Source organism: Cobetia sp. SIMBA_158, from assembly GCF_046566945.1.
GTDB lineage: Bacteria > Pseudomonadota > Gammaproteobacteria > Pseudomonadales > Halomonadaceae > Cobetia > Cobetia amphilecti.
Window position 1 is genome coordinate 90624 of record NZ_JAWJYL010000005.1, and the last position, 21651, is coordinate 112274.

21 protein-coding genes are annotated in these 21651 nt (G+C 64.8%); 9 read left to right on the top strand and 12 right to left on the bottom strand.

Features of this window, described 5'->3' with window-relative positions; translation table 11 throughout:
- Window positions 1-323 precede the first annotated feature (323 nt).
- On the top strand, window positions 324-1415 hold the full coding sequence (gene dctP, locus R2R70_RS09750; RefSeq protein WP_234368071.1) for a TRAP transporter substrate-binding protein DctP: 1092 nt from the start codon (window positions 324-326) through the stop codon (window positions 1413-1415).
- Between the two features lie 263 nt (window positions 1416-1678).
- On the opposite strand, the gene R2R70_RS09755 is transcribed toward dctP, so the two are convergent.
- The gene (locus R2R70_RS09755; RefSeq protein WP_244995120.1) at window positions 1679-2356 is read right to left on the bottom strand and encodes a chalcone isomerase family protein; all 678 of its coding nucleotides are present in this window, start codon (window positions 2354-2356) and stop codon (window positions 1679-1681) included.
- Between the two features lie 91 nt (window positions 2357-2447).
- Window positions 2448-3248 (bottom strand): bifunctional hydroxymethylpyrimidine kinase/phosphomethylpyrimidine kinase, encoded by an 801-nt coding sequence (gene thiD, locus R2R70_RS09760; protein ID WP_410977910.1) that lies wholly within the window; start codon window positions 3246-3248, stop codon window positions 2448-2450.
- Window positions 3249-3358: 110 nt separating this feature from the next.
- Between thiD and R2R70_RS09765 the strand changes: the two genes are divergently transcribed.
- Complete coding sequence (locus tag R2R70_RS09765; RefSeq protein WP_410977911.1) at window positions 3359-3823, top strand: YqaA family protein; 465 nt, start codon at window positions 3359-3361, stop codon at window positions 3821-3823.
- Between the two features lie 359 nt (window positions 3824-4182).
- Entirely contained in the window at window positions 4183-5415 is a 1233-nt protein-coding gene (locus R2R70_RS09770) for a patatin-like phospholipase family protein (RefSeq protein WP_192839066.1), read from the top strand.
- Between the two features lie 121 nt (window positions 5416-5536).
- Here R2R70_RS09770 and R2R70_RS09775 read toward each other — a convergent pair whose 3' ends face one another.
- On the bottom strand, window positions 5537-6301 hold the full coding sequence (locus tag R2R70_RS09775) for a pseudouridine synthase (protein WP_107335717.1): 765 nt from the start codon (window positions 6299-6301) through the stop codon (window positions 5537-5539).
- A gap of 3 nt (window positions 6302-6304) precedes the next feature.
- Window positions 6305-8239 carry an ATP-binding cassette domain-containing protein gene (locus R2R70_RS09780; RefSeq protein WP_107335718.1) on the bottom strand — a complete coding sequence of 645 codons (1935 nt, stop codon included), beginning with the start codon at window positions 8237-8239 and terminating at the stop codon, window positions 6305-6307.
- 159 nt (window positions 8240-8398) lie between these two features.
- On the opposite strand from R2R70_RS09780, the gene R2R70_RS09785 reads away from it, so the two are divergent.
- Both R2R70_RS09785 and R2R70_RS09790 read left to right on the top strand, forming a co-directional pair.
- A complete protein-coding gene (locus R2R70_RS09785) occupies window positions 8399-9004 on the top strand; it encodes a TIGR02444 family protein (protein WP_410977912.1) in 606 nt (201 codons plus the stop codon).
- A gap of 139 nt (window positions 9005-9143) precedes the next feature.
- Window positions 9144-9851 (top strand): FKBP-type peptidyl-prolyl cis-trans isomerase, encoded by a 708-nt coding sequence (locus tag R2R70_RS09790; RefSeq protein ID WP_043333314.1) that lies wholly within the window; start codon window positions 9144-9146, stop codon window positions 9849-9851.
- Between the two features lie 538 nt (window positions 9852-10389).
- On the opposite strand, the gene R2R70_RS09795 is transcribed toward R2R70_RS09790, so the two are convergent.
- Complete coding sequence (locus R2R70_RS09795) at window positions 10390-11106, bottom strand: SCO family protein (RefSeq protein WP_054556420.1); 717 nt, start codon at window positions 11104-11106, stop codon at window positions 10390-10392.
- A 63-nt stretch (window positions 11107-11169) separates the two neighbouring features.
- On the bottom strand, window positions 11170-11763 hold the full coding sequence (locus tag R2R70_RS09800) for a hypothetical protein (RefSeq protein ID WP_052384509.1): 594 nt from the start codon (window positions 11761-11763) through the stop codon (window positions 11170-11172).
- Between the two features lie 267 nt (window positions 11764-12030).
- On the opposite strand from R2R70_RS09800, the gene R2R70_RS09805 reads away from it, so the two are divergent.
- Window positions 12031-12960, top strand: coding sequence for an AEC family transporter (locus tag R2R70_RS09805; protein WP_131431117.1), 930 nt, complete (start codon window positions 12031-12033; stop codon window positions 12958-12960).
- Window positions 12961-13238: 278 nt separating this feature from the next.
- Here R2R70_RS09805 and R2R70_RS09810 read toward each other — a convergent pair whose 3' ends face one another.
- The 4 genes from R2R70_RS09810 to thiS form a co-directional block, all read right to left on the bottom strand.
- Complete coding sequence (locus R2R70_RS09810) at window positions 13239-14162, bottom strand: putative RNA methyltransferase (RefSeq protein ID WP_410977913.1); 924 nt, start codon at window positions 14160-14162, stop codon at window positions 13239-13241.
- A gap of 115 nt (window positions 14163-14277) precedes the next feature.
- Window positions 14278-15117, bottom strand: a complete 840-nt coding sequence (gene trmB, locus R2R70_RS09815; RefSeq protein ID WP_192839062.1) for a tRNA (guanosine(46)-N7)-methyltransferase TrmB — start codon at window positions 15115-15117, stop codon at window positions 14278-14280.
- A gap of 60 nt (window positions 15118-15177) precedes the next feature.
- Complete coding sequence (locus tag R2R70_RS09820) at window positions 15178-16011, bottom strand: thiazole synthase (RefSeq protein WP_052384900.1); 834 nt, start codon at window positions 16009-16011, stop codon at window positions 15178-15180.
- Between the two features lie 79 nt (window positions 16012-16090).
- Complete coding sequence (thiS, locus tag R2R70_RS09825; protein ID WP_043336981.1) at window positions 16091-16291, bottom strand: sulfur carrier protein ThiS; 201 nt, start codon at window positions 16289-16291, stop codon at window positions 16091-16093.
- A 99-nt stretch (window positions 16292-16390) separates the two neighbouring features.
- Between thiS and R2R70_RS09830 the strand changes: the two genes are divergently transcribed.
- Window positions 16391-16810, top strand: coding sequence for a DUF423 domain-containing protein (locus R2R70_RS09830; RefSeq protein WP_043336980.1), 420 nt, complete (start codon window positions 16391-16393; stop codon window positions 16808-16810).
- Between the two features lie 38 nt (window positions 16811-16848).
- Here R2R70_RS09830 and R2R70_RS09835 read toward each other — a convergent pair whose 3' ends face one another.
- Together R2R70_RS09835 and R2R70_RS09840 are read right to left on the bottom strand one after the other, a co-directional pair.
- Entirely contained in the window at window positions 16849-17265 is a 417-nt protein-coding gene (locus R2R70_RS09835) for a PaaI family thioesterase (RefSeq protein WP_043336979.1), read from the bottom strand.
- 197 nt (window positions 17266-17462) lie between these two features.
- Window positions 17463-19643 (bottom strand): malate synthase G, encoded by a 2181-nt coding sequence (locus tag R2R70_RS09840; RefSeq protein ID WP_284726479.1) that lies wholly within the window; start codon window positions 19641-19643, stop codon window positions 17463-17465.
- A gap of 408 nt (window positions 19644-20051) precedes the next feature.
- On the opposite strand from R2R70_RS09840, the gene R2R70_RS09845 reads away from it, so the two are divergent.
- Together R2R70_RS09845 and R2R70_RS09850 are read left to right on the top strand one after the other, a co-directional pair.
- Window positions 20052-21044 (top strand): alpha/beta hydrolase, encoded by a 993-nt coding sequence (locus R2R70_RS09845; RefSeq protein ID WP_131431112.1) that lies wholly within the window; start codon window positions 20052-20054, stop codon window positions 21042-21044.
- Complete coding sequence (locus R2R70_RS09850) at window positions 21041-21568, top strand: hypothetical protein (protein ID WP_153635041.1); 528 nt, start codon at window positions 21041-21043, stop codon at window positions 21566-21568. The genes R2R70_RS09845 and R2R70_RS09850 overlap by 4 nt, the downstream gene beginning before the upstream one ends.
- Window positions 21569-21651 lie beyond the last annotated feature (83 nt).

Here is a 21651-nt window from a genome sequence, read left to right on the forward strand (position 1 = left end):
GCGGCCGATGCGCGGCATGTCGGTCTGGCGCCGGGGGTCGATCGTGAAGACCGATCGTGAAGACCGAGCGCGAAGCTCTGGCGAGCGACGAGCAGGTCCTCGAGTACCAGAGTTCAGGTACCAGAACTCAAGCACCAGAGCTCGAGTACCAGAGCCTCATGCGCACAGGCTCAGCTTATTCATAATAAATTCTAATCATACTATCCAACTTGGTAATTTTTTTATTATATTAAGAATGGCAATATTATCTAAATGATGCAAGTTGCACGCCGGGTATGCCCAGAGCCGCCCGACGCTGATGGAAATCACACAAGGAGAACAAGATGACGATGCAATGGAACCCGTCACCCGAGCAGAATCGCGAGACGTCCAGGACTCCTGTTCCCCTTTCTCGTCTCGCCGCGTTCATCAAGGGAGGCGCCCTCGCGTCCGGCCTGGGCATGGCGGCGCTGGCCTCCGCGGGCGTGCAGGCGGACACCTGGCGTTTCGCGCTGGAGGAGGTCTCCGGCAGTGTGCAGGATGCCTACGCCCAGGAATTCAAGAAGCGCATCGAAGAGGCTTCCGGCGGTGACATCGATGTCGAGATCTACCCCTACGGTGCACTGGGTACCTCCTCACAACTCACCGAACTGGTGCAGAGCGATGCCATCCAGCTGACCTTTGCCTCACCGGGTCACCTGGCCTCGGTGATTCCGGAATCGGGCGTCTTCACGCTGCACTTCCTGTTCTCCGACGACAATGCCGTCAATGAAGAGGTACTCGGCAACTCCAAGGCCATCGACATGCTGTCCGAGGCCTACACCGAGCAGAACCTCCAGCTGCTGGGCGTGATTCCGGAAGGCTGGATGGTGTGGACCGGCAACCGCGACATCAAGACACCCGAGGACATGGAAGGCTTCAAGATCCGCACCATGACCTCGCCGATTCTGGTCGAGAGCTATCGCGGCTACGGTGCCAACCCGACGCCGATGCCCTATTCCGAGGTCTACTCCGGCCTGCAGCTGGGCCAGATCGACGGCCAGGTGAACCCGGTATTCGCCATCCAGGAAATGAGCTTCTACGAAGTTCAGGACTACATGATCCAGGCCAAGCAGGCGCAGTTCATCACCACGCTGGTGGCCTCCAGTGACTTCTATTCCGGTCTGGATGACGAGCAGCAGCAGATGCTCGACAAGGTCACCAACGAGATGCGTCCGTACATCTTCGAGAAGCAGGAGGAGTACAACGCCGACCGTCTGGAGAAGATCAAGGAAGACAGCGACATCGAGATCATCACGCTGACCGATGAGCAGCGCGAAGCCTTCCGCCCGGTCGGCGAGAAGGGCTGGGAAGTCTATCGTGAGCAATCCGGTGAGCGTGGCAGCAAGATCCTCGACACCCTGCAGGCCGACATCAAGGCTGCCGAAGGCAAGTAAGCCCAGGCAAGCGCGTCAGCCCCGCCAGGTAGATAGCAAGGATCGAAAGAGTGATGGAAAGATAGAAAGACGAGCATGAAAAAACGCCCCTGCCGGGACTCCCGGCAGGGGCGTTTTTCGTGGTGTCTCGATAGAGGCGCGATAGAGGCGCAAGACGATGGCGATGCCGTGACAGATGGGCCAGATAGGCTAAATGGCCTAGATGGGCCAGATAGGCTAGAGAGGGGCTAAAGAGGGGCTAGAGGGCCCGGATGGAGAACGCGCTACTGCCCCAGCAGCTGGGTACGGAAATCCTGCTGGGCCGGCTCGTCGCCAAGCCAGATCGCGAACAGGCCATTGGCCAGCGCCAGTGAATCGCTTTCGAAGATGACCTGCCCGTTCAGCACCAGCGACAGCGTGCCTCTGCCGCCACCGGCGGGCAGCCATTGCAGCGCATAGCGATCCCCCGGCACGACGTCCTGATAGGCACGATTGAAGCGCGTCAATTCAGGCTCGATCGCCGCGAAATCCGCCGCTGACAGGTTCTTGCGCACGCCCTTGGTGGTCGCCTTGGCGAAGTCCTCGGCATCGATGGCATGGAAGTACTCCAGCACCAGGCGACGCGAGACATCCTTGAGCGGCGCCGGGCGAGGGCGACGCGCATCCTGATAATAGGCGCCGACATAGGCGTCCCACAGCAGGTAAGTGAAGAGCCCACTGCCGATCAGCGTCAGCGGCTGGCCGGACTGCGTGGTCACCTGATCCGCGAAGGCCACCCCCTTGATCTCGACGGCGAGCGCCGCCGGGCTGGTGGTGGCAAGCAGCACCCCCATCACGCCCGCGGCCAGCCAGCGCGGCGCACTCGCCACCGGCAGGCTGACGGCATGACAGGCGGCGTTCAGGCTGCAAGCGGCGCCACGGACAGCTGACACGGACAAGCGATACAGCGGCGATATAGGCATGGCATCTACTCGTTGGCTGGCAGGGATCAAGGGGAGCTCGCGGGGTTCATCACTCCTGCAGACTGGGTTTCACAGGCTGGCTCTCGCTGACTTACCACAGGGCATGGAAATGATGCACCGGACCACGGCCCTTGCCGACGTTGAGCTGGTCGGAGGCGCGCAGCGCGCCCAGCAGCCATTCGCGCGCCTCGACCACCGCCTGCGGCAACGGCAGACCGTTCGCCAGTCGCGCCGTGATGGCGGAAGACATCGAGCAGCCGGTGCCGTGCAGGTTGTCGGTCTCGATACGCGGTGCGCACAGCCATTGCTCGCCGGCATCGCTGACCAGCAGGTCATCGCAGGCCTGCCCCTCAAGCGCACCGCCCTTGATCAACACCGCCTTCGCGCCTCTGGCACGCAGCTCGCGGGCGACCTCGGACATGTCGGAGCGCCCGATCAGGCGCCGCTCACCCAGCAGTACCGCGGCTTCATGCAGGTTGGGCGTGATGATGTCGGCCAACGGCACCAGGTGCTCGGCCACCGACTGGATGGCAGCATCATTGACCAGCGCATCGCCACTCTTGGCGACCAGCACCGGGTCGAGCACGACCCAGCGCGGGCGACGCTGCTGAAGGCGGTCGGCGAGCATTTCCACCACCAGCGGATCGGCCACCATGCCGATCTTGGCGGCGCGGATATCGAGATCATCCAGCACGGCGTCCAGCTGTGCGGCGATGAATTCCCGCGAGACCGCCTCCACGCTGCGCACACCGCAGGTATTCTGCGCCGTCAGCGCCGTGATCACGCTGGCCCCGTAGGCGCCCAGCGCAGAGAATGTCTTGAGGTCCGCCTGAATGCCGGCTCCCCCGGAGGGGTCTGAGCCCGCTATCGTCAGGACGCACGGAATATGCATGCAGGAAGCTCCCGAAATATGGCTTTGACGTGCCAACAGCATACCCGAGCTGAGGAGGGAAGAAAGCCACCCCCAGCGCCCTGCCACCGTGAAAAACAGAAGAAAGTGATATGAGTGAAGTGGCCCTACTGTCATTGCCGGCATTGACCTCGCTCGCCGTGATCTCGCTGGCCAGCGCCACCCTGCTGCCCGGCGGATCGGAGGCGGCCTTCGCGGGGCTTTGGTGCCAGGGGCACGCGCCCTGGGCGCTATGGATCGCGGCGACGCTGGGCAACACGCTCGGCAGCCTGATCAACGTCGCCCTGGGGCGTGGCGCCCGTCGTCTGCGCACACGGCGCTGGTTTCCGGTCTCGCGGCGCGCATTGGCGCGCGGCACCCTGTGGTATCGCCGTTTCGGCGCCTGGAGCCTGCTGCTGAGCTGGGCCCCGCTGATCGGCGACCCGCTGACGGTGCTGGCAGGCGTCTTCCGGCTGGCGTGGTGGAAAAGCATCGTCCTGATCGTGATCGCCAAGGGCGGACGCTATGCCCTGTTGTTGCTGGCAGCCGACCTGTGGCTGACGCCCTGGTGCCAATGACCGCCGCACGGCTGCTGCCCCTGCTCCTGTTCCTGCTCCTGTTCCTGACCTCTCCCTCGTCTTTACCCTGCCGCCTCAGTCAATCGTTTGAATGAGATCGCAGACACGCAAGGCGAGGATGCGTGCTATGCTGACAAGCGCCATGCTGCACTGCACAATAAAAGCACTTCGATTGCTTTTCACCAGTGTCTCATTGCCTTGATCAGGTGCTTTGCTGCCCTTGATATGCACCTCGTCACCCTTTCGCCGCCTCCACGAGTCCACGCCTCCCCCATCACATGGCGTCTCGCTCGCGACGGTCCCCCTGACCTCGGGCATTCCCCGGCGGAGTGCTGCACTGCTAGAGAGGAGAAGGTTTCATGCGTGATACATCCTGCGACTTCTGCGCCGATGCGCTCAATATTCTGGTGCTGCAAGGCGGTGGTGCGCTCGGCGCCTACCAGATCGGCATCTTCGAGGCGCTAGCCGAAGCCGGTATCCAGCCCGACTGGGTGGTCGGCACCTCGGTCGGCGCCATCAATGGTGCCCTGATCGCCGGCAATCCGGAGGGCGAGCGCCTCAAGGCCCTTGAGTCATTCTGGTATGGCATCGCCCAACCCGCTGCCAGCATGGGCCCCGCCTTCCATCCGTGGGAGCGCAGTGTCGCGCGTACCTCCGCCATGCTGTGGGGCATTCCGGGCTTCTTCCGCCCGCGCCCGCTGTGGACGGTACCGATCTGGCAGAGCTTCTTCGGTGAGCCGCCCAGCCTCTACGACACCGAGCCGCTGGGCGACACGCTCAACCGGCTGGTGGACTTCGAGCGCCTGGATGCCCGCCATCCGGAGAACGTTCGCCTGTCGGTGGGGGCGGTGAATATCGGCAGCGGCGCGCTGCGCTACTTCGACTCCTCGCATGAAGCGCTGGATCACCGCCATATTCTGGCCAGTGGCGCCCTGCCACCGGCCTTCCCGCCGGTGTGGGTCGATGGCGAAGCCTATTGGGATGGCGGTCTCTACTCCAATACGCCCGTCAGCTGGGTGCTGTCGGAGCGTCCGCATGGCGAGACGGTGGTCAACTGCTACGTGATCGACCTGTGGAGTGCCGATGGCAAGGTGCCGGAGACCCTGCAGGAGGCGCAGCTGCGCGAGAAGGACATCCAGTATTCCAGCCGTGCCGGGGAGCACCTCAATCTGCTGGAGGAGAATCAGGCGCTGCGCATGGGGATCGAGAATCTCGCCGACCATCTGCCGGAGGAGCTGCGCCAGTCGCCGAAGATCCAGCGCATCCTCGCCATGACCCAGCAGCCCTCGATCAACGTGGTGCGCCTGCTGGCCTCGGCGCGCCCGGGCGAGACCTCTCTGAAGGATATCGACTTCTCGCGCGCGACCATCGACTCGCGTCGCGACAGTGGCTATCAGGACATGCAAGAAGTGCTGAGCCGCTGCAGCCAGTTTGCGCCGCTACCGGAGGATATCGGGGTCATCGTGCGCAACTTCACGCGCAACGCCGAGGGCGAGCTGGTCAGCCTGTCGACGCCGGAGGCAAGCTCCAGCGACGATGACGAGGCGAGCATCACGGCAGAGGACCTGCCCAGTCAGGCGACCGGCAGCTGAGCAGCGCTGACGACGATTCATAACGACCTATCCACACCCCATCGCAGCCGTCACGCGCTGGCGGCGCGCTCGGCGGGTGTGGATAACCCGGTGTCGGCAAGACGCCACCCGCCGGGTGGCCTCACCCGCGAGGCTGCGCGGCCCCCAGCCGTGAACACTCCTCGCGGGTAAGCTCGCGCCACTCCCCCGGCGCCAGCCCCTCGAGACTCAAGCCCGCCACCGACTCACGGTGCAGCCACACCACGCGATTGCCCAGGCTGCGCCACAGTCGCTTGACGTGATGATGGCGGCCCTCGTGCAGCGTCAGGCGTGCCTGGTCCGCGGTGAGAAACGCAAGCTGTGCTGGCAGTGTCGGGCGTGGATCATGTTCGAGCAGCACCCCCTGGCGAACCTGTGCGATCGCGCTTTCCTGTTCGGCCTCCGTCAGGGGCCGCTCCAGCCCCATGCGATAGCGCTTGGCGGGCCCGTCGAGCCCGGCATCGCTGATGCGCGCCGAGACATCGCCGTCGTTGGTCAGCAGCAGGGCACCGGTCGTCGCACGGTCGAGACGCCCGACATGGTGGATCTCGGCCAGCCAGCCGCTGTCCTCGCCGCGTGCATTCAGCGTGTCACGCAGCACATCGATCACGGTGGGGTGTTCGGGGTCATGACAGGCCGTCACGACCCCGGCAGGCTTGTTGAGTAGGATATGACGCGGACGCCGCGCGATCTGCAGGCAGGTGGTCGCGTCAGGCGCTGACAGGTGGATGTCATCGAAGGGGCCGACCTCATGCAGCGGGTCGCTGATCGTCGCGCCGTTGACCCGCACGCGCCCCGCCGCCAGCGCCGAGAGCGCATGACGACGGTTGAGCTGTGGCTGACGTGTCAGCCAGCGGTCCAGCCGCATGACCTAGTCCGCCGCCTTGAGCTGGGCTTCCATCTCTTCCAGCGCTTCCTGAGCCTCGAACCATTCGGCTTCGGCCTCATCGAGGCGACTCTTGATCTCGCCCTGGCTGGCCAGCAATTTGGTCAGCTCCGCCTTGCGGTCCGCCTCGTAGAGCGTGGCATCGCCCAGCGCTTCCTCGATCTTGTCCAGCTCGCCCTGCGCCTTGCTCATCTTCTGCTCGGCCTTGTCGCTGACCTTCTTGAGCGGACGCAGCTTCTCGCGCAGTTCAGCCGCCTGACGGCGCGCTTCCTTGCGGTCCGGCGTGCGCGTGCTGTCTGTCCCCGCATCGGCATCCTTCTGGGCGCGCGCTTCCCGCCGCTCGCCCTCGACGCGCGCCTTGAGCCAGGCACGGTAGTCATCCAGGTCACCATCGAAGGGCGTCACGCGGCCATCGGCGATGCACCAGAATTCATCGACGCAGGCACGCAGCAGGTGGCGGTCGTGGGAGACCAGAATCACGGTGCCCTCGAAGGTCGCCAGTGCATCGGTGAGCGCCTCGCGCATATCGAGGTCCAGGTGGTTGGTCGGCTCATCCAGCAGCAGCAGATTGGGCTTCTGCCACGCGATCAGCGACAGCGCCAGACGCGCCTTCTCGCCACCGGAGAACGACTCCACCGTGGCGTAGACCTCATCGCCGTGGAAGCCGAAGCTGCCGAGGAAGGTGCGGATCTCCAGCTCACCCGCCGACGGTGACAGGCGCAGCACATGATTGAAGGGCGTCGAGGACAGGTCGAGCCCGTCCACCTGGTGCTGGGCGAAGTAGCCGATGGCCAGATGCTCGCCGGCGGTCCGCTGGCCCTCGACCAGCGCAAGCTCGCCGGTGAGCGCCTTGATCAGCGTCGACTTGCCCGCGCCGTTGGGGCCGAGCAGACCGATGCGCTGCCCCGGCAGCAGCGAGAAGCGCACCCCGGAGAGCTGCGGCGGCTGACCGGGATAGCCGATCACCGCGCGGTCCAGCCCCAGCAGCGGATGCGAGATCTTGTCGGAGCACGGGATGGTGAAGTGGAACGGGGAATCGGCCTTGACCGCCGCCGTCTCCTCCATGCGCTCCAGCATCTTCATGCGGCTCTGGGCCTGACGTGCCTTGGTGGCCTTGGCCTTGAAGCGACGCACGAAATCCTCGATCTCGGCGCGCCGCGCCATGGTCTTCTCGTGCTCAACCTGCTCGCGCACCAGACGCTCGGAACGTGTGCGTTCGAAGCGGCTGTAGTTGCCCTTGTAGACCACCAGCTTGCGGCGGTCGAAGTGGATAATGTGATCACACACCGCATCGAGGAAGTCGCGGTCGTGGGAGATCAGCAACAACGCGCCGGGATAACGCGCCAGCCATTGCTCCAGCCACAGCAGCGCATCGAGATCCAGGTGGTTGGTCGGCTCATCCAGCAGCAGCAGGTCAGACGGCGTGAACAGGGTACGCGCCAGATTGGCACGCATGCGCCAGCCCCCCGAGAAGGCCGCCAGCGGCTGACTGAGCTGCGCCTGGCTGAAGCCGAGGCCGACCAGCAGCTGCTCGGCACGTGCCCGTGCGGTGTAGCCATCGAGGGTGTCGAAATGGGCGTGCAGCTCGGCCTGACGCTGGTGCTCGCCGCTCTCTTCGGCGGCCGCCAGGGCGCGCTCGGTCTCGCGCAGCGCGTGGTCCCCGTCCATGACGTAGTCGACGATCGGGCGCTCCAGCGCATCGATTTCCTGCGCCATGTGCGCGACACGCACGCCACCGGCCAGCGATACCGTGCCGCTATCGGGCGTCAACTCGCCGAGGATCAGGCCGAACAGGCTCGACTTGCCGGCGCCGTTGGGGCCGACGATACCGGCCTTGTGACCGGCATGCAGCGTCAGGTCCGCTTCGTCGATCAGCGGTGCTCCGCCGCGTTGCAGGGCGAGCTGGCGCAGTGCAATCATGACAACCTCGATCAGAAAATACGGGGGACGTCGGGCTCCCGTTCACCGCCACCGACACGAGCGCTACGACTCAGCAAGCTGCTGGACGCGACTCGTGAAGAGACATCATCGGTGGCACATGAAGAGACATCATCCGTGACACACGAAGAGGCCGACTTGATGGGCGCATATTCTATCGGATTGTGGGACTACGCGCTGTCTCTGTATGCCCTGCCCGGCGAGGTCGGCTCTGCGGGCAACCCTCAGCCGACGCCGGACATGATGAGTACCTGCCTGCTGCTGCAGGACGAGGCGGGCCTCGATGTCTGCGAGCTGCTGTGGATTCACTGGCTGTCCGCCCACGGCATCGCCCTGGCCGCCTCGCCCACTCGCCTGCTGGAAGACGTGCGCGACTGGCAGGGCTGGATGACCGGCATGCTGCGCGAGCGCCGCCGCCAGCTGAAGCAGGAACTGATGACGCTGCCCGCGACCCAGGACCCGGCCGCGGTGCAACGCCTGGAACGCCTCTATCAGCAGCTCAAGGCCTGCGAGCTTTCCGCCGAGCAGGAAACCCTCGCCCAGCTGGAAGAGCTGAGCCCTGCGCTGTCGTCAGCCGAAGGCGCGACCGGCCTGCGGGCGCCCTTCGCGCATGTCGCGGACCCGCTGCAGGCCTTTCAGCAATCGCTGGCCCTGCTGAGTGGCAAGACGACGCTCGCCGTGGGGGACCACCCGTCGGCACGTGCCCTGCGCCGCCTGGCACTGGCCCGCGTGCCCGCCGGCGCCTGACAACGCCAGCGAGATGCGGAACTTGTACGCGGCTGGTAGAGTCGGAGTAACACTAGTGCCCGAGGCAGGCCATGCCGCCTCGGTGCCAATTGCGTGTTTCGGGCCCGTCTCAGGCCCATTCCATCCTGAAGGAGTTTTCATGAAACAGCTGGTCAGTGCCGTCGCGCTCGGCGCCCTCCTGGTCACCCCGTTCAGCTTTGCCGCCGATGACAGCCTCGCAGACGAGCAGGCACAGCTCAGCTATGGCATCGGTGCAACTCTGGGCAAGAGCCTTTCCCAGGACATCACCGATCTGGATCTCGACGCCTTCACTCAAGCCGTGCGTGATGTCTACGCCAAGGGCGACATGAAGATGAGCGACCAGGAAATCGCGGATTCGCTTTCCCGCTTCCAGCAGAAGAAGATGGAAGAGCAGAAGAAGATGGTCGAGCAGGAAGCGACCGACAACAAGGCAGAGGGTGACAAGTTCCTCGCCGACAACGCCAAGAAGGACGGCGTGAAGACACTGGATTCCGGCCTGCAGTACAAGGTGCTGGAATCCGGTGACGGCGCGACCCCGTCCGCTGAAGATACCGTCAAGGTGAACTACGAAGGCAAGCTGCTGGACGGCACCGTCTTCGACAGCTCCTACCAGCGTGGCGAGCCGGTCAGCTTCAAGGTCAACCAGGTCATCAAGGGCTGGCAGGAAGCACTGCAGGAAATGAGCGTCGGCGACACCTGGATGCTCTACGTCCCGGCTGAGCTTGCCTACGGCAAGGCTGGCACCGGCGGCCCGATCGGCCCGAACGAGACGCTGACCTTCAAGGTCGAGCTGCTCGACGTGACCAAGGCCGACGCCAAGCAGTAATGGCGGCGTGAGCCTCCCCTGCTGGTAACCGGCAAGCACTGCTGCCGGTAGCAACGAAAGAGCCGCCCATCGGGCGGCTCTTTGCGTTTCTGGCCAGGCTGGATGAGGGCTATCGGCAAGCTCATCCAAGCGCATGCTGCGCACAGGACAACGGTGCATTCCACTACTACGGCAATGGCTGATGTCCGCTGATTCTCCCCTCCAGAAGGCCCGGTGCGGACGCCGCCAGCCTGTGGATAAATCTGTGGGGAAGCTATTGACCACAGGTTGACAACCGGCCCTTCTGGTGCCTGTCGCGGCAGTGATGCTGGTTGAACGCAAAGCAACCACTGACTTGATATTTTTAGTCGATATCTCGTAACAGTTTGTTTTTACTAGCCTTTATAAATCAGCACTTGACGGCACTGCGTTGCGTGTTCGAGGCGTCATGATTATCCACAAAATTTTCCTTGAGCGCTTGCCAACTTGTGGACAATGTGTATTTCACCTCTGAGAAAGGCCTCAAGGCGCGGCGCATTCAGCGGGTGCCACGCAGCGCTCAATCAGCGGTCGCGCTCAGGACACGCGTCACGCCAGCGCGAACACCGGCCGGCCCCGGCGTGAATGGAATGCGATCGTAGATGCGCCCCTGGGCAGAGACGAGATAGAGCGCGGCGCCATGATCGATGGTGTAACCCAGCGCGGAGTCCTGCGCCTCGACACGCCGATAGCTGACGCCATAGCGCCGCGCCACATCGGCGAGTGCCGCCTGACTGCCGGTGATGCCCTGAAAGCGCGGCCCGAAGTGCCCGGTGTATTCGGCCAGCCGGGCAGGCGTGTCGCGCTCGGGGTCCAGCGACACCATCACCGGCACCACGCGCGCCGCCGCCTGGGGTGGCAGTTCAGACATCACCTGACGCAGCGCCGCCAGCGTCATCGGGCAGACATCCGGGCACTGGGTATAGCCGAAGTAGAGCGCGACGACCGGCGTGGCCTGCGCGTCTGCGGCCTCGCCCATCGTGACCTCCGCGAGCGTGAAGTCACCCTGCTGTGATTCGAGCTGGATGGGGCCGCCCAGACTGGCCCAGGCCTGCATGCCCGCGACCGGCGCCAGATCCTGCTGCGCCTGCTGCCAGGCGACACCAGCACCGATCACGGCCGCCAGGCCGACGGCGCCCAGCAGCCACCAGCGTCTGGCGACGCCCTTGTCCAGCTGATGGCTTTCTTGTCGGCGAGTGCCTGCCTGCCCGTCCTGTGACTTTCGCTCTGCGCCCATCCCTGCCTCCCGGTGCCTTCTGCCTGAAACGACGTCCCTGCCGGCCGGGCTCAGCGCCAGCGGCTAGCTGCCCTGATGCGTCGGGCGGGTATCACTGCGAAACAATTGATCGACCGAGCTTTCGAGCTGCTCTGCCGTGGTGGCCTGCGGGTGGCTATCGAAATCGAACCAGCTGCCCAGTCGGCCACGCTCGGTGGTCACGATCACCTGCGCGCGCCACGCCATGGTCGCGCTGCTGCAGAACCCCAGCTGCCCTTCCCCCTGCCAATGCTGGCGCTCGAGGCTCTGGGCATCGGTGGTGTTCAGCACGCTGCGCTTCACGCCCATGTCCATGTGGCGGCCGATGAAGTCCACCTCGACCCCCTCCGGTGAGACGCCTTCCGTCATCACGCGAATGCCCAGCGGCGTCAGCGGACTGATGTCGCCCTCCAGCGCCAGGGTAATACGCCCGAAGCGGCCCAGCTCGGCAGTGCAAGGGGCATGATTGAGCTCGCAGGACTGATTGGGCGCAAACCAGGTCACCTTGCCGTTGCTGCCGTCGCGTACCAGGTAATAGTCGATCAGGTAATACAGCGAGACCACGATGGTGATCAGCGTGACGATGATCAGCAGATTGAGCAGCCGCGGGCGGGCATTGTCTTCTTCTACGCGATACATGGCAGTTCCGGCAACAGTCCGGCAGCGCATCGACAGGCAAGGCGCCCCGAATGGGAAAGAAAGTGACGTGATGGGAATGGTCTGCGCTCAGCCACGACATGACGCCAGCGCGTGACCGGCGAACAAGACCTGAGTCCAAGTGCAGCGCTGAGCGAGTCATGACAAGCTTACCAGCCCGCCTCACCGCGGCAGCAGGCGAGACATCATGTCACGCGCACGCCACATCGCTCTCAAGGCATTCGCACTCAGCCCCGACAAGGAGTCAGCATGGCAAGTGTACAGCAGGCGCTCGGCCCCCTCTTCCTGTTGATCCTCGCGGGGGCGCTACTCGGCTGGAAGCGCTTCCCCGGCGAAGGCTTCTGGAGCGAACTGGAACGCCTGATCTATTACGTGCTGTTCCCCGCCATGCTGGTGTCCACGCTGGCACGTGCCGACATGGCCAGCGTGCCGGTCGTGGCGCTGGCCAGCGTGATGCTGGGCGCGATGCTGCTGTTCGCCGCCGCGCTATGGCTGAGCTGGCGTCACGCGCCGGACTGGCTGAGCCGTCATATGGGCGACGCCGCCTCCTTTACCTCGCTCTTCCAAGGCAGCATCCGCTTCAACAGTTACGTCGGTGTGGCCGGGGCAGCAGCGCTGCATGGCAGTGCCGGGGCAACCGTCGCGGCCGTGGCGCTGGCGCTGATGGTGCCGGCCGCCAACCTGCTGTGCGTGATGGCCTTCATCGGGGCTGGCACCCTGGGCGAAGGTGGCCTGCTGCGCTCGCTCAAGGCGCTGACCCGCAATCCGCTGGTGCTGGCGTGTCTGGCCGGCACGGCGCTCAACCTGAGCGGCATCGGCTTGCCGGGCTGGAGTGGCGACGCCATCAGCCTGCTGGGGCGCGCCGCCTTGCCGCTCGGCCTGGTCGCGGTGGGTGTGGCGCTGCGCCCGCGTGTACTGGTGAGCAGTGGCAGCGTGGCGTGGCTGGCGAGCCTGCTGAAGCTGCTGGCGATGCCGGCACTGGTGGTCGTGCTCTGCCGGTGGTTCGGCCTCGAGGGAGTGGCGCGCGATGTGGCGATTCTGTTCGCGGCGCTGCCCACCGCGACCTCCGCCTATATTCTGGCCCGCCAGCTAGGCGGCAATGCCGAGCTGATGGCGGCCTTGATCACCGCCCAGACGCTACTGGCGATGCTGACCCTGCCCCTGTGGCTGGCGACCTGATCTCTTGTCGACCTGAGCTCCTGTCGAGCTGTCGAGCTGACGACCGCATATCCGAACGCGACGTGAGAGCTCGCAGCGTGCGTAGCGCACAACAAAAAGGGCATCCCCAGATGAGGATGCCCAAGACCGTGACTAGCTTGATGAGGAGAAACACCGTAGCGGGGGCCTGACTCCGCCGCTACGGCTGGGCTTGCGCCCTGCGATGTCTGCCCGGACACCGCACAGACAAGATAATCATTCTCATTTGCTTTTGCAAGTCAAATGCGAAGAATTTCTATTTAAGCTTTATCTTGTGCATCCTCGAGCGAGAACACCCTCAACTCCGCATGCAGCTCGACCTCCAACGCCGTCATGGCTTCCGCACGCGCCAGGCCATCACGCTCGGCGCGATACAGATGCGGGGTCATGGTCAGCAGGTCCCGAATCTGCTCATTGCTGGTCAATGACAGCCCCGCATGCAGATGCTCGACCTCGCCGCTGATGGTGAAGCCAGCAGACTCGGCAGCGCTCAGTCCGGCCTCGCCACGCGCGGGCTTCAGCTCGCGGTAGAGAATCTTGCGCAACGCCAGCAGATGCTCGGCCCCCGCTTCCAGCAGCACGACGTGGCCACCGGGCTTGAGGACACGCGCGAATTCCTGCCAGACAGGGAAGCCGAAGGCGCAGATGACGACATCCACACACGCATCCTCCAGCGGCAGAGCGGCGTTGGTGCCCACCAGCCAGGCGGCATCACGTGACTGCTTCGCCGCGGCCAGCACCGCGTGCTTGGAGATATCCAGCCCCGCCGCCGTCAGCGAGAGATTCTGCTCACCGGCAGCGCACGCCAACTGACGCAGATAGAAGCCTTCGCCGCAGCCGGCATCCAGCACGGCCAGCGGCGCCTGAGACGTCTGGGCCGCTGCCAATGCCAATGCCAGCACACGGCTGGCCAGGGCCGCCGCCAACGGCTGATAGCCGCCGAGGGCGAACAGGCGCTGACGGGCACTGACCATCGCCTTGCTGTCGCCGGGGTCCAGGCTGCGCTTGCGCTGCACCGGCAGCAGATTGACATGCCCCTGGCGTGCGATATCGAAGCGATGCCCGTCGGCACAGCACCAGCTCTGGCCGTCACGTACCAGCGGCTGGGCATCCAGCGGACAGGTCAGGGCTGTCAGCGGGGTCATGGTCGGGCGATCAGCCGAATCGGCGGTAAGCGTCGTCATGGTCAGCAACTCTCGGGACGAGGAAAGAAAGGGACAGCAAACACAGCAAGCGGCCACCCGAAGGCGGCCGCGATGCAGCATCATGAAGACGCCGCCACTGCGCACGAGGCGCTGATCAGTCCTGCTTGACGAAGATCAGGTCCCACACGCCGTGGCCGAGACGCTCGCCGCGCTGTTCGAACTTGGTCAGCGGTCGGAAGTCCGGACGCGGCACGTAGGGTGCGGTTTCCGCTGGAGCGGTGTTGGCAAAGCCCGGTGCTTCGGCCATCTCTTCCGCCATCGCTTCGGCGTAGTTGGCCCAGTCGGTGGCCATGTGGAAGTGGCCGCCCGGCTTGAGCACACGACGCACCAGCTCGACGAAGGCCGGCTGAACGATACGACGCTTGTGGTGCTTCTTCTTCGGCCACGGGTCCGGGAAGAACAGCTGGAAGGTGTCAGCGCAACCGGCCGGCACGCAATCCGCCAGCACTTCCAACGCGTCGTGACGATAGACACGCAGGTTGGTCAGACCCAGCTTGTCGACATCATCCAGCAGCTTGCCGACGCCCGGCGCATGTACTTCGATGCCGATGAAGTCGGTGTCCGGGTTGGCCTGGGCCTGTTCACACAGTGACTTGCCCATGCCGAAGCCGACTTCGATCACCAGCGGTGCCCGACGCCCGAACAGCGCCTCGAGATCCAGCTCGCCCTGCTCGTGACGCAGGCCAAGGCGCGGGAAGACCTCTTCGAGCCCACGGGTCTGGGCCTGGGTCATGCGGCCACCACGAATCACGTAGCTCTTGATGCCACGCTTGCGGGCGACGGCTTCATCGGCAACGGAAGGGGTCGCTGGCGCACTTTCGGTCTGCACGCTCTCGGGCTGCGCGCGCTCGTTCTGCACACTTTCTTGCTGCGCATCGTCAGCGGGAGCAGAAGTGGACGTGTCGTCCTGCGGCTTGGAAGTCTCGTCAGTCATGGGGTCGTCTTGGTCTTTGCATGAACGATGCGCGAGCATCGGATTCGAATGTTTCAGGGCTCAGCCGGTGATCAGGCCAGCGCCCGGTGAGGAAGCACGTGCCGTCAGGCGAGTCGGCATGCGGCCGGCCAGGAAGGCACCACGGCCGGAAATCACGGCCTGACGCATGGCATCTGCCATCAACAGCGGCTGGCGCGCGTGGGCGATGGCGCTGTTCATCAGCACGCCATCACAGCCCAGTTCCATGGCGAAGGCGGCTTCTGACGCCGTACCCAGACCAGCATCGACCAGCACCGGCACATTGGCGCGCTCGATGATCAGCGATAGGGTGTGCGGGTTGAGAATGCCGAGGCCGGAACCGATCAGCGAGCCCAGCGGCATGATGGCGCAGCAGCCGATTTCCTCGAGCTGGCGCGCGACGATGGGGTCGTCGGAGGTATACACCATCACGTCGAAGCCATCGGCGACCAGCTCTTCAGCGGCCTTGAGCGTCTCGACGATATTGGGATACAGCGTGTCCTGATCGCCCAGCACTTCCAGCTTGACCAGGTTGTGGCCATCCAGCAGTTCACGGGCCAGCTTGCAGGTACGCACCGCGTCACGCGCGTTGTAGCAACCGGCGGTGTTGGGCAGGAAGGTATAGCGATCCGGTGACAGCACGTCGAGCAGGTTCGGCTCGTCAGCGTTCTGACCCAGATTGGTACGGCGGACCGCAAAGGTGACCACTTCCGCGCCGGACGTCTCGATGGCGGAGCGTGTCTCGTCCATGTCCTTGTACTTGCCGGTACCGACCAGCAGGCGCGAGGAGAACTCGCGACCGGCGACGATCAACGGGCTGTCGCCGGCGACCTGGGTGACGGGATTGTTCAATGTCGGGGCAGAACTGTCTGTCATGATGACCTCATCGAGCTGGACGTGAACGCGCTGAGCGCGAGCGAGTAGTGAAAAGTGTCAATCCTGGAAACAGGACGGATCAGCCACCACCGATGGCATGGACGATCTCGATGCGGTCACCGGCATGCAGACGGGTGTCGGCGTGCGCGCTACGTGGCACGATGTCTTCATTGCGTTCCACTGCCAGTCGGCGGCCCTGGAGACCGAGACTCTCGACCAGGGCGGCAATCGTCGTGTCGTCCGTCACCACGTGGTCTTCACCGTTGAGCTGTATCTGCATGCTGTCCTCCCGCGAAAAGAGGCCGCTATTGTAGCGGCTTTACGTGGACAGGCGTAGGCACATCGTGCCGCGCCACCTGCCCTCAAGGAATTATTGTCTATGCGTCACAACGACTCCCACTCCCGCCACTGGTGGCTGGCCATGGGACTGGCCGGCATGTCCACCGTCGCGCTGGGTGCCTTCGCCAGCCATGGCCTGCGCGGCACCCTGAGCGCGGACATGCTGCGCGTGTTCGAGACCGGCGTACGCTATCAGATGTGGCACGTGCTGGCGGCGGTCGGGGTACTCGCCTGGCGCTCGGTGCAGCCGCTGCGCGGCCAGATGCTGACGCTGGGGCTGTGGGCGGCCGGCATCCTGATGTTCTCGGGGTCGCTGTATGCTCTGGCGACCACGGCGCGCACCCAGCTGGGCATCATCACACCCATCGGCGGCCTGCTGCTGATCGCCGGCTGGCTGAGCCTGGCCGTCACCGGCTGGCGTCAGCGCGGCAGCGAAGAGAAGGATATCAACAAGCTGTAGCGGACTGGCCCAAGACGTTGCCCATTACCGTCCCGGGGTCAGTCATCGCTGTCCGGCAAGGTATAGGTCGCGGTCACGATGGCGACCGGGTCGGTGTCACCGTGGCTGAAAAGCTCTATCTCGCCGACGGCCAGCCGCCGACCCAGCTTGCGGATACGCGCGGTGGCCATCAGATCGCGGTCGCCGCGCGCGCGACGCAGGAAGTGAATGCTGAGGTCACTGGTGACGGCCATCGGCTCCGGGCCGATCTCGCCGAGAATCGCGACATACAGGCAGACATCCGCCAGCGCCATCATCGTCGGCCCGGACACACAGCTGCCGGGACGCAGGTGCTCGTCCTCGATGGCCAGCCCCATGGTCGCCCAGCGATCGCCGACGGCCTCGATGGTACCCAGACGCTGGGGGAAGACTTCATCGAGGAAATCCTCGATGGCGGCGGCGCTCATCACGGGCATGACATTCTCCTCGACACACTGGGTCCGATCGCGCGGTTACGCGGTTTCTGAGGCAAGGCTAGCGGCAAATGCGGCCTCGGGAAACATGCGCCTGGCAAAATAGTGGCCGGGCAATTCCTGCTCGGCGACAGACAACAACGGCGACCCAGGGTCGCCGTTGTCGTGTTCAGTGTTTCCTGCCGTCAGCCGCCCTGCGATCAGCGCGCCTGCTGCTTTTTCTCGAGGCGACGGCGATGCAGGACCGGCTCGGTGTAGCCGCTCGGCTGCACGCGCCCCTGGAAGACCAGCTCGCAGGCGGCCTGGAAGGCGATGGAGCCCTCGAGGTCATCCGTCATCGCCTGATAGCTGGGGTCCGCGGCATTCTGGCGGTCCACCACGCCGGCCATGCGCTCCAGCGTGTCCTGTACCTGGGCACTGTCGACGATGCCGTGATGCAGCCAGTTGGCGATGTGCTGGCTGGAGATGCGCAGCGTGGCGCGGTCTTCCATCAGGCCGACATCATGGATGTCCGGCACCTTGGAGCAACCGGTGCCGTGATCGATCCAGCGCACCACATAGCCGAGAATCCCCTGGGCATTGTTGTCCAGCTCGGCCTGGATCTCCTCGGCACTCCACTGGGGGTCGAGCTCCAGCGGGATGGTCAGCAGGTCATCGAGGCTGGCACGCGGACGGCTGAGCAGATCATGCTGCACGTCCTTCACCGAGACCTGGTGATAGTGCAGCGCATGCAGCACGGCGGCGGTCGGTGACGGCACCCAGGCGGTGTTGGCACCAGCGCGCGGGTGGCCGATCTTCTGCTCGAGCATCGCGGCCATCAGGTCGGGCATGGCCCACATGCCCTTGCCGATCTGGGCGCGGCCCCGCAGGCCACATTCCAGGCCGACATCCACGTTCCATTTCTCGTAGGCCTGGATCCAGGCGGCGCCCTTCATGTCGCCCTTGCGCAGCATCGGGCCGGCTTCCATCGAGGTGTGCATCTCGTCACCGGTGCGGTCCAGGAAGCCGGTGTTGATGAAGGCCACGCGGGAGCTGGCGGCCGCGATGCAGGCCTTGAGGTTGACGGTGGTGCGGCGCTCCTCATCCATGATGCCCATCTTGAGCGTGGAGTCCGGCAGCCCCAGCAGCTGCTCGACCCGCGCGAACAGCTCATCGGCGAAGGCGACTTCCTCGGGGCCATGCATCTTGGGCTTGACGATGTAGACGGAGCCGGTGCGCGAGTTGCAGATGCCGCCGCGGTCCTGCTTGTCGCCCTTGAGGTCGTGCAGCGCGATCAGGCTGGTGAAGATGGCATCCATGATGCCTTCCGGCGCTTCACTGCCGTCCTCGAGCAGGATGGCCGGGTTGGTCATCAGATGGCCGACGTTGCGAATCAGCATCAGCGAGCGACCATGCAGCACGCGCGTGGTGCCATCGGCGCCGGTGTATTCGCGGTCCGCATTCAGCTTGCGCGTCATGCTGCGGCCATTCTTCTCCAGCGTCTCGGTCAGGTCGCCCTTCATCAGGCCCAGCCAGTTGCGATAGACCGTCACCTTGTCTTCGGCATCGACGGCGGCCACCGAGTCCTCGCAGTCCATGATGGTGGAGAGCGCGGCCTCCATGATCAGGTCACTGACGTTGGCGGGATCGGTCTTGCCGATGGGGTGCTCGGCATCGATCACAAGCTCGGCGTGCAGGCCGTTGTGGGCGAAGATGATCGCGCTCGGCGCGCTTTCATCGCCGCGATAACCGAGGAAGCGTTCCGGCGACTTGAGGCTGAGGTCACGCCCTCCGGCACGCACCAGCAGATGACCATCACGAATCGTGTAGCCTTCGCTGTCGTGGTGACTGCCGCCGGCCAGCGGCGCGATGGTATCCAGCACCTGGCGCGCATAGGCGACGACCTTGGCCCCGCGCGCCGGGTTGTAGTCCTTGCCACGCTCGGCGCCATCTTCCTCGCTGATCGCGTCGGTGCCGTAGAGCGCATCATAGAGGGAGCCCCAGCGCGCATTGGCGGCATTCAGGGCGTAGCGGGCATTCATCACCGGCACCACCAGCTGCGGGCCAGCCTGCTGACAGATCTCGCTATCCACGAAGGCGGTGCTGGCTTCGACCGTATTCGGCTCCGGCAGCAGATAGCCGATCTTGTGCAGAAACGCCTTGTAGGCCTCGAGGTCTACCTTGCCCGGATGCTCGCGGTGCCAGGCGTCGATCTCGCTCTGCAGCTGCTCGCGGGTCGCCAGCAGTTCGCGGTTGCGCGGTGCCAGCTCGTGCAGCAGTGAATCGACACCCGCCCAGAAGGTCTCCGGCGCGATCCCTGTGCCCGGCAGCGCTTCCTGCTCGATGAAGCGGTGCAGGCTGGCGTCGATGGCCAGGCGCTGAAGTTGAATACGGTCGGTCATGCGTTTGCTCTCCCTGAAAACGAATCGCTGGAAACCCTCAACGGCTGACAACACTGCAAGCAGTGGTGTTCAAAAGGATTTTCGCCAGACGGCACTCACTGGCGCGGCGTTTGACGCGACTGCTGACGCGCGACTGCCCGACAAGCGTGAGCCATCGAGACGCCGGGCAGGAAGACGCTGTCACCTGCCGGGCGGGGACGAATCCCATCACCATACCCGATGGCGAGGCCGGCGAAAGGACTGCTATGACCAATGAACAAGCTCATGGAGCCCGATTACCCGCCCAGCGTTGATTCCGCGTCGCTGTTGTTGCTCGGCGACAGGCGGGGAAAACAGTGAAGAAACACTGTTCTTTGTGTAGCTCGCAGCCGCGCCAGCCGCTAGCATGGCAGCATTATGGAGATGACCATGCCCGATTTCAGTGAACTGCTCGACCACGGCCCCTTTATCCGCCTGCCTGACATGCTGCCGGGCCAGACGTCCAGTCCACTGGAGCGTTACCTGGGCCATTATGGTCTCGATGCGCTGCGCAGCGAGGACATCGCCGTGCATGCCGGCCACCTGGAGGCCGGAGGCTTTCGCCTGTGGGCCCAGCTGTGGACACCGCGCAAGCCGCGCGGCACCGTCTTCGTGGTCCACGGCTACTTCGATCACCTCGCTCTCTATCGCCATCTGCTGGCGCACCTGCTGCGCAACGGCTGGCAGGTCGCCTTGTGGGACCTGCCGGGGCATGGCCTGTCATCCGGCGAGCCCGCCTCCATCGATGACTTCGGCGACTATGTCGGCTGTCTGCAGGCCTTCCAGGATTACCTGGAAGACCACAGCCTGGCGCCGCACCCGTGGTTCGGCATCGGCCAGAGCACCGGCGGCTCGGTGCTGGCTACCGACGCCCTGATGCGTGGCGATGAATCGCGCTGGCAGGGTATCGCCCTGCTCGCACCGCTGGTGCGGCCGTGGGGCTGGTCGCAGTCACGCTGGCTGCACAGCATGGCGCGCCCCTTTATCGATTCCATTCCGCGCAAGTACCGCGCGAATACCAACGACGTGGCCTTCTACGAGTTTCTCAGCACCAATGATCCGCTGCAGGCCGATCGCCTCGCGGTGAAGTGGGTAACGGCGATGCGGGAGTGGATTCCCCGTCTCCGCGCCCTGCCCCCTTGCTCACTGCCGACCCTGATCCTGCAGGGCGAGCAGGACACCACCGTCGATTGGCAATGGAATCTCGGCGTGTTGGCCAGCAAGTTCCCCAATGCGCGCATCTACCGCCATCCCGAGGCCCAGCACCATCTGGTCAATGAAGCCGAGCCGATTCGTCAGGAGCTGTTTGCCGAGCTGGACGCCTTTCTCGATGCCCTGTCGCAGCGCCCGTCAGACCTGCCGCAGCAGGGGCGCACGGCATGATGGCCATGCATCGCCTGCGCATGCTGGCCGCGACCCTGCTACTCTCCACGCTGGCGGGCTGCATGAGCCTGGACCAGGTGCCGCGTGCCGAACGCGACCCCATCTATGGTCTCGGCCAGAGCGCGGCGCGCCTGATCGCCGAGCAGTCCTGGACACCCCCGCTCGAGCAACAGGTATTGCTGCTCGCGCCGCCCGAGGTAGATGCCACGCTGCAGGCCAACCCGGGCGCGCTGAACGAGGCGCTGACCCGCGCACTGCTGGCGCTCAAGAACGGGCCTCAGGTGCTCAACTGGAGCACTGACCGCCCTGCCGTCGATAGCCGCCAGTGGCGTCTCGAGACCACTCTCGAGGCCAGTGGCGCCGCACTGACCCTGTCAGACCGCACGCTGCAGCCGTATCAGCTGCAGCTGACGCTGGTCCGCAGCGCCAGTGCCGAGCGCAATGAGACGCGCACCTTCACCCTGAGCGGTGCCTTCGACCAGGCGGCCCTCGAGTCGCTGGCGCGTAATCACCCCGCGCCCTGAGCTCCAGGTCTTGAGTCCAGAGTCTTGCGCCCAGCTGCGCCGTGGCCCCCGCCACCCCTGATTCACCCTTTACCGTTTTCTGC

What these genes read in the sequence shown, in the direction of transcription:
- R2R70_RS09795 (WP_054556420.1), bottom strand. Translation starts at nt 11,106, where the DNA reads ATGGGCGCAGAGCGAAAGTCACAGGACGGGCAGGCAGGCACTCGCCGA.
- R2R70_RS09765 (WP_410977911.1), top strand. Translation starts at nt 3,359, where the DNA reads ATGAGTGAAGTGGCCCTACTGTCATTGCCGGCATTGACCTCGCTCGCC.
- dctP (WP_234368071.1), top strand. Translation starts at nt 324, where the DNA reads ATGACGATGCAATGGAACCCGTCACCCGAGCAGAATCGCGAGACGTCC.
- thiD (WP_410977910.1), bottom strand. Translation starts at nt 3,248, where the DNA reads ATGCATATTCCGTGCGTCCTGACGATAGCGGGCTCAGACCCCTCCGGG.
- R2R70_RS09770 (WP_192839066.1), top strand. Translation starts at nt 4,183, where the DNA reads ATGCGTGATACATCCTGCGACTTCTGCGCCGATGCGCTCAATATTCTG.
- R2R70_RS09810 (WP_410977913.1), bottom strand. Translation starts at nt 14,162, where the DNA reads ATGACGACGCTTACCGCCGATTCGGCTGATCGCCCGACCATGACCCCG.
- R2R70_RS09780 (WP_107335718.1), bottom strand. Translation starts at nt 8,239, where the DNA reads ATGATTGCACTGCGCCAGCTCGCCCTGCAACGCGGCGGAGCACCGCTG.
- R2R70_RS09755 (WP_244995120.1), bottom strand. Translation starts at nt 2,356, where the DNA reads ATGCCTATATCGCCGCTGTATCGCTTGTCCGTGTCAGCTGTCCGTGGC.
- R2R70_RS09775 (WP_107335717.1), bottom strand. Translation starts at nt 6,301, where the DNA reads ATGCGGCTGGACCGCTGGCTGACACGTCAGCCACAGCTCAACCGTCGT.
- R2R70_RS09830 (WP_043336980.1), top strand. Translation starts at nt 16,391, where the DNA reads ATGCGTCACAACGACTCCCACTCCCGCCACTGGTGGCTGGCCATGGGA.
- R2R70_RS09835 (WP_043336979.1), bottom strand. Translation starts at nt 17,265, where the DNA reads ATGCCCGTGATGAGCGCCGCCGCCATCGAGGATTTCCTCGATGAAGTC.
- R2R70_RS09785 (WP_410977912.1), top strand. Translation starts at nt 8,399, where the DNA reads ATGGGCGCATATTCTATCGGATTGTGGGACTACGCGCTGTCTCTGTAT.
- R2R70_RS09845 (WP_131431112.1), top strand. Translation starts at nt 20,052, where the DNA reads ATGCCCGATTTCAGTGAACTGCTCGACCACGGCCCCTTTATCCGCCTG.
- trmB (WP_192839062.1), bottom strand. Translation starts at nt 15,117, where the DNA reads ATGACTGACGAGACTTCCAAGCCGCAGGACGACACGTCCACTTCTGCT.
- R2R70_RS09800 (WP_052384509.1), bottom strand. Translation starts at nt 11,763, where the DNA reads ATGTATCGCGTAGAAGAAGACAATGCCCGCCCGCGGCTGCTCAATCTG.
- R2R70_RS09850 (WP_153635041.1), top strand. Translation starts at nt 21,041, where the DNA reads ATGATGGCCATGCATCGCCTGCGCATGCTGGCCGCGACCCTGCTACTC.
- thiS (WP_043336981.1), bottom strand. Translation starts at nt 16,291, where the DNA reads ATGCAGATACAGCTCAACGGTGAAGACCACGTGGTGACGGACGACACG.
- R2R70_RS09840 (WP_284726479.1), bottom strand. Translation starts at nt 19,643, where the DNA reads ATGACCGACCGTATTCAACTTCAGCGCCTGGCCATCGACGCCAGCCTG.
- R2R70_RS09820 (WP_052384900.1), bottom strand. Translation starts at nt 16,011, where the DNA reads ATGACAGACAGTTCTGCCCCGACATTGAACAATCCCGTCACCCAGGTC.
- R2R70_RS09805 (WP_131431117.1), top strand. Translation starts at nt 12,031, where the DNA reads ATGGCAAGTGTACAGCAGGCGCTCGGCCCCCTCTTCCTGTTGATCCTC.
- R2R70_RS09790 (WP_043333314.1), top strand. Translation starts at nt 9,144, where the DNA reads ATGAAACAGCTGGTCAGTGCCGTCGCGCTCGGCGCCCTCCTGGTCACC.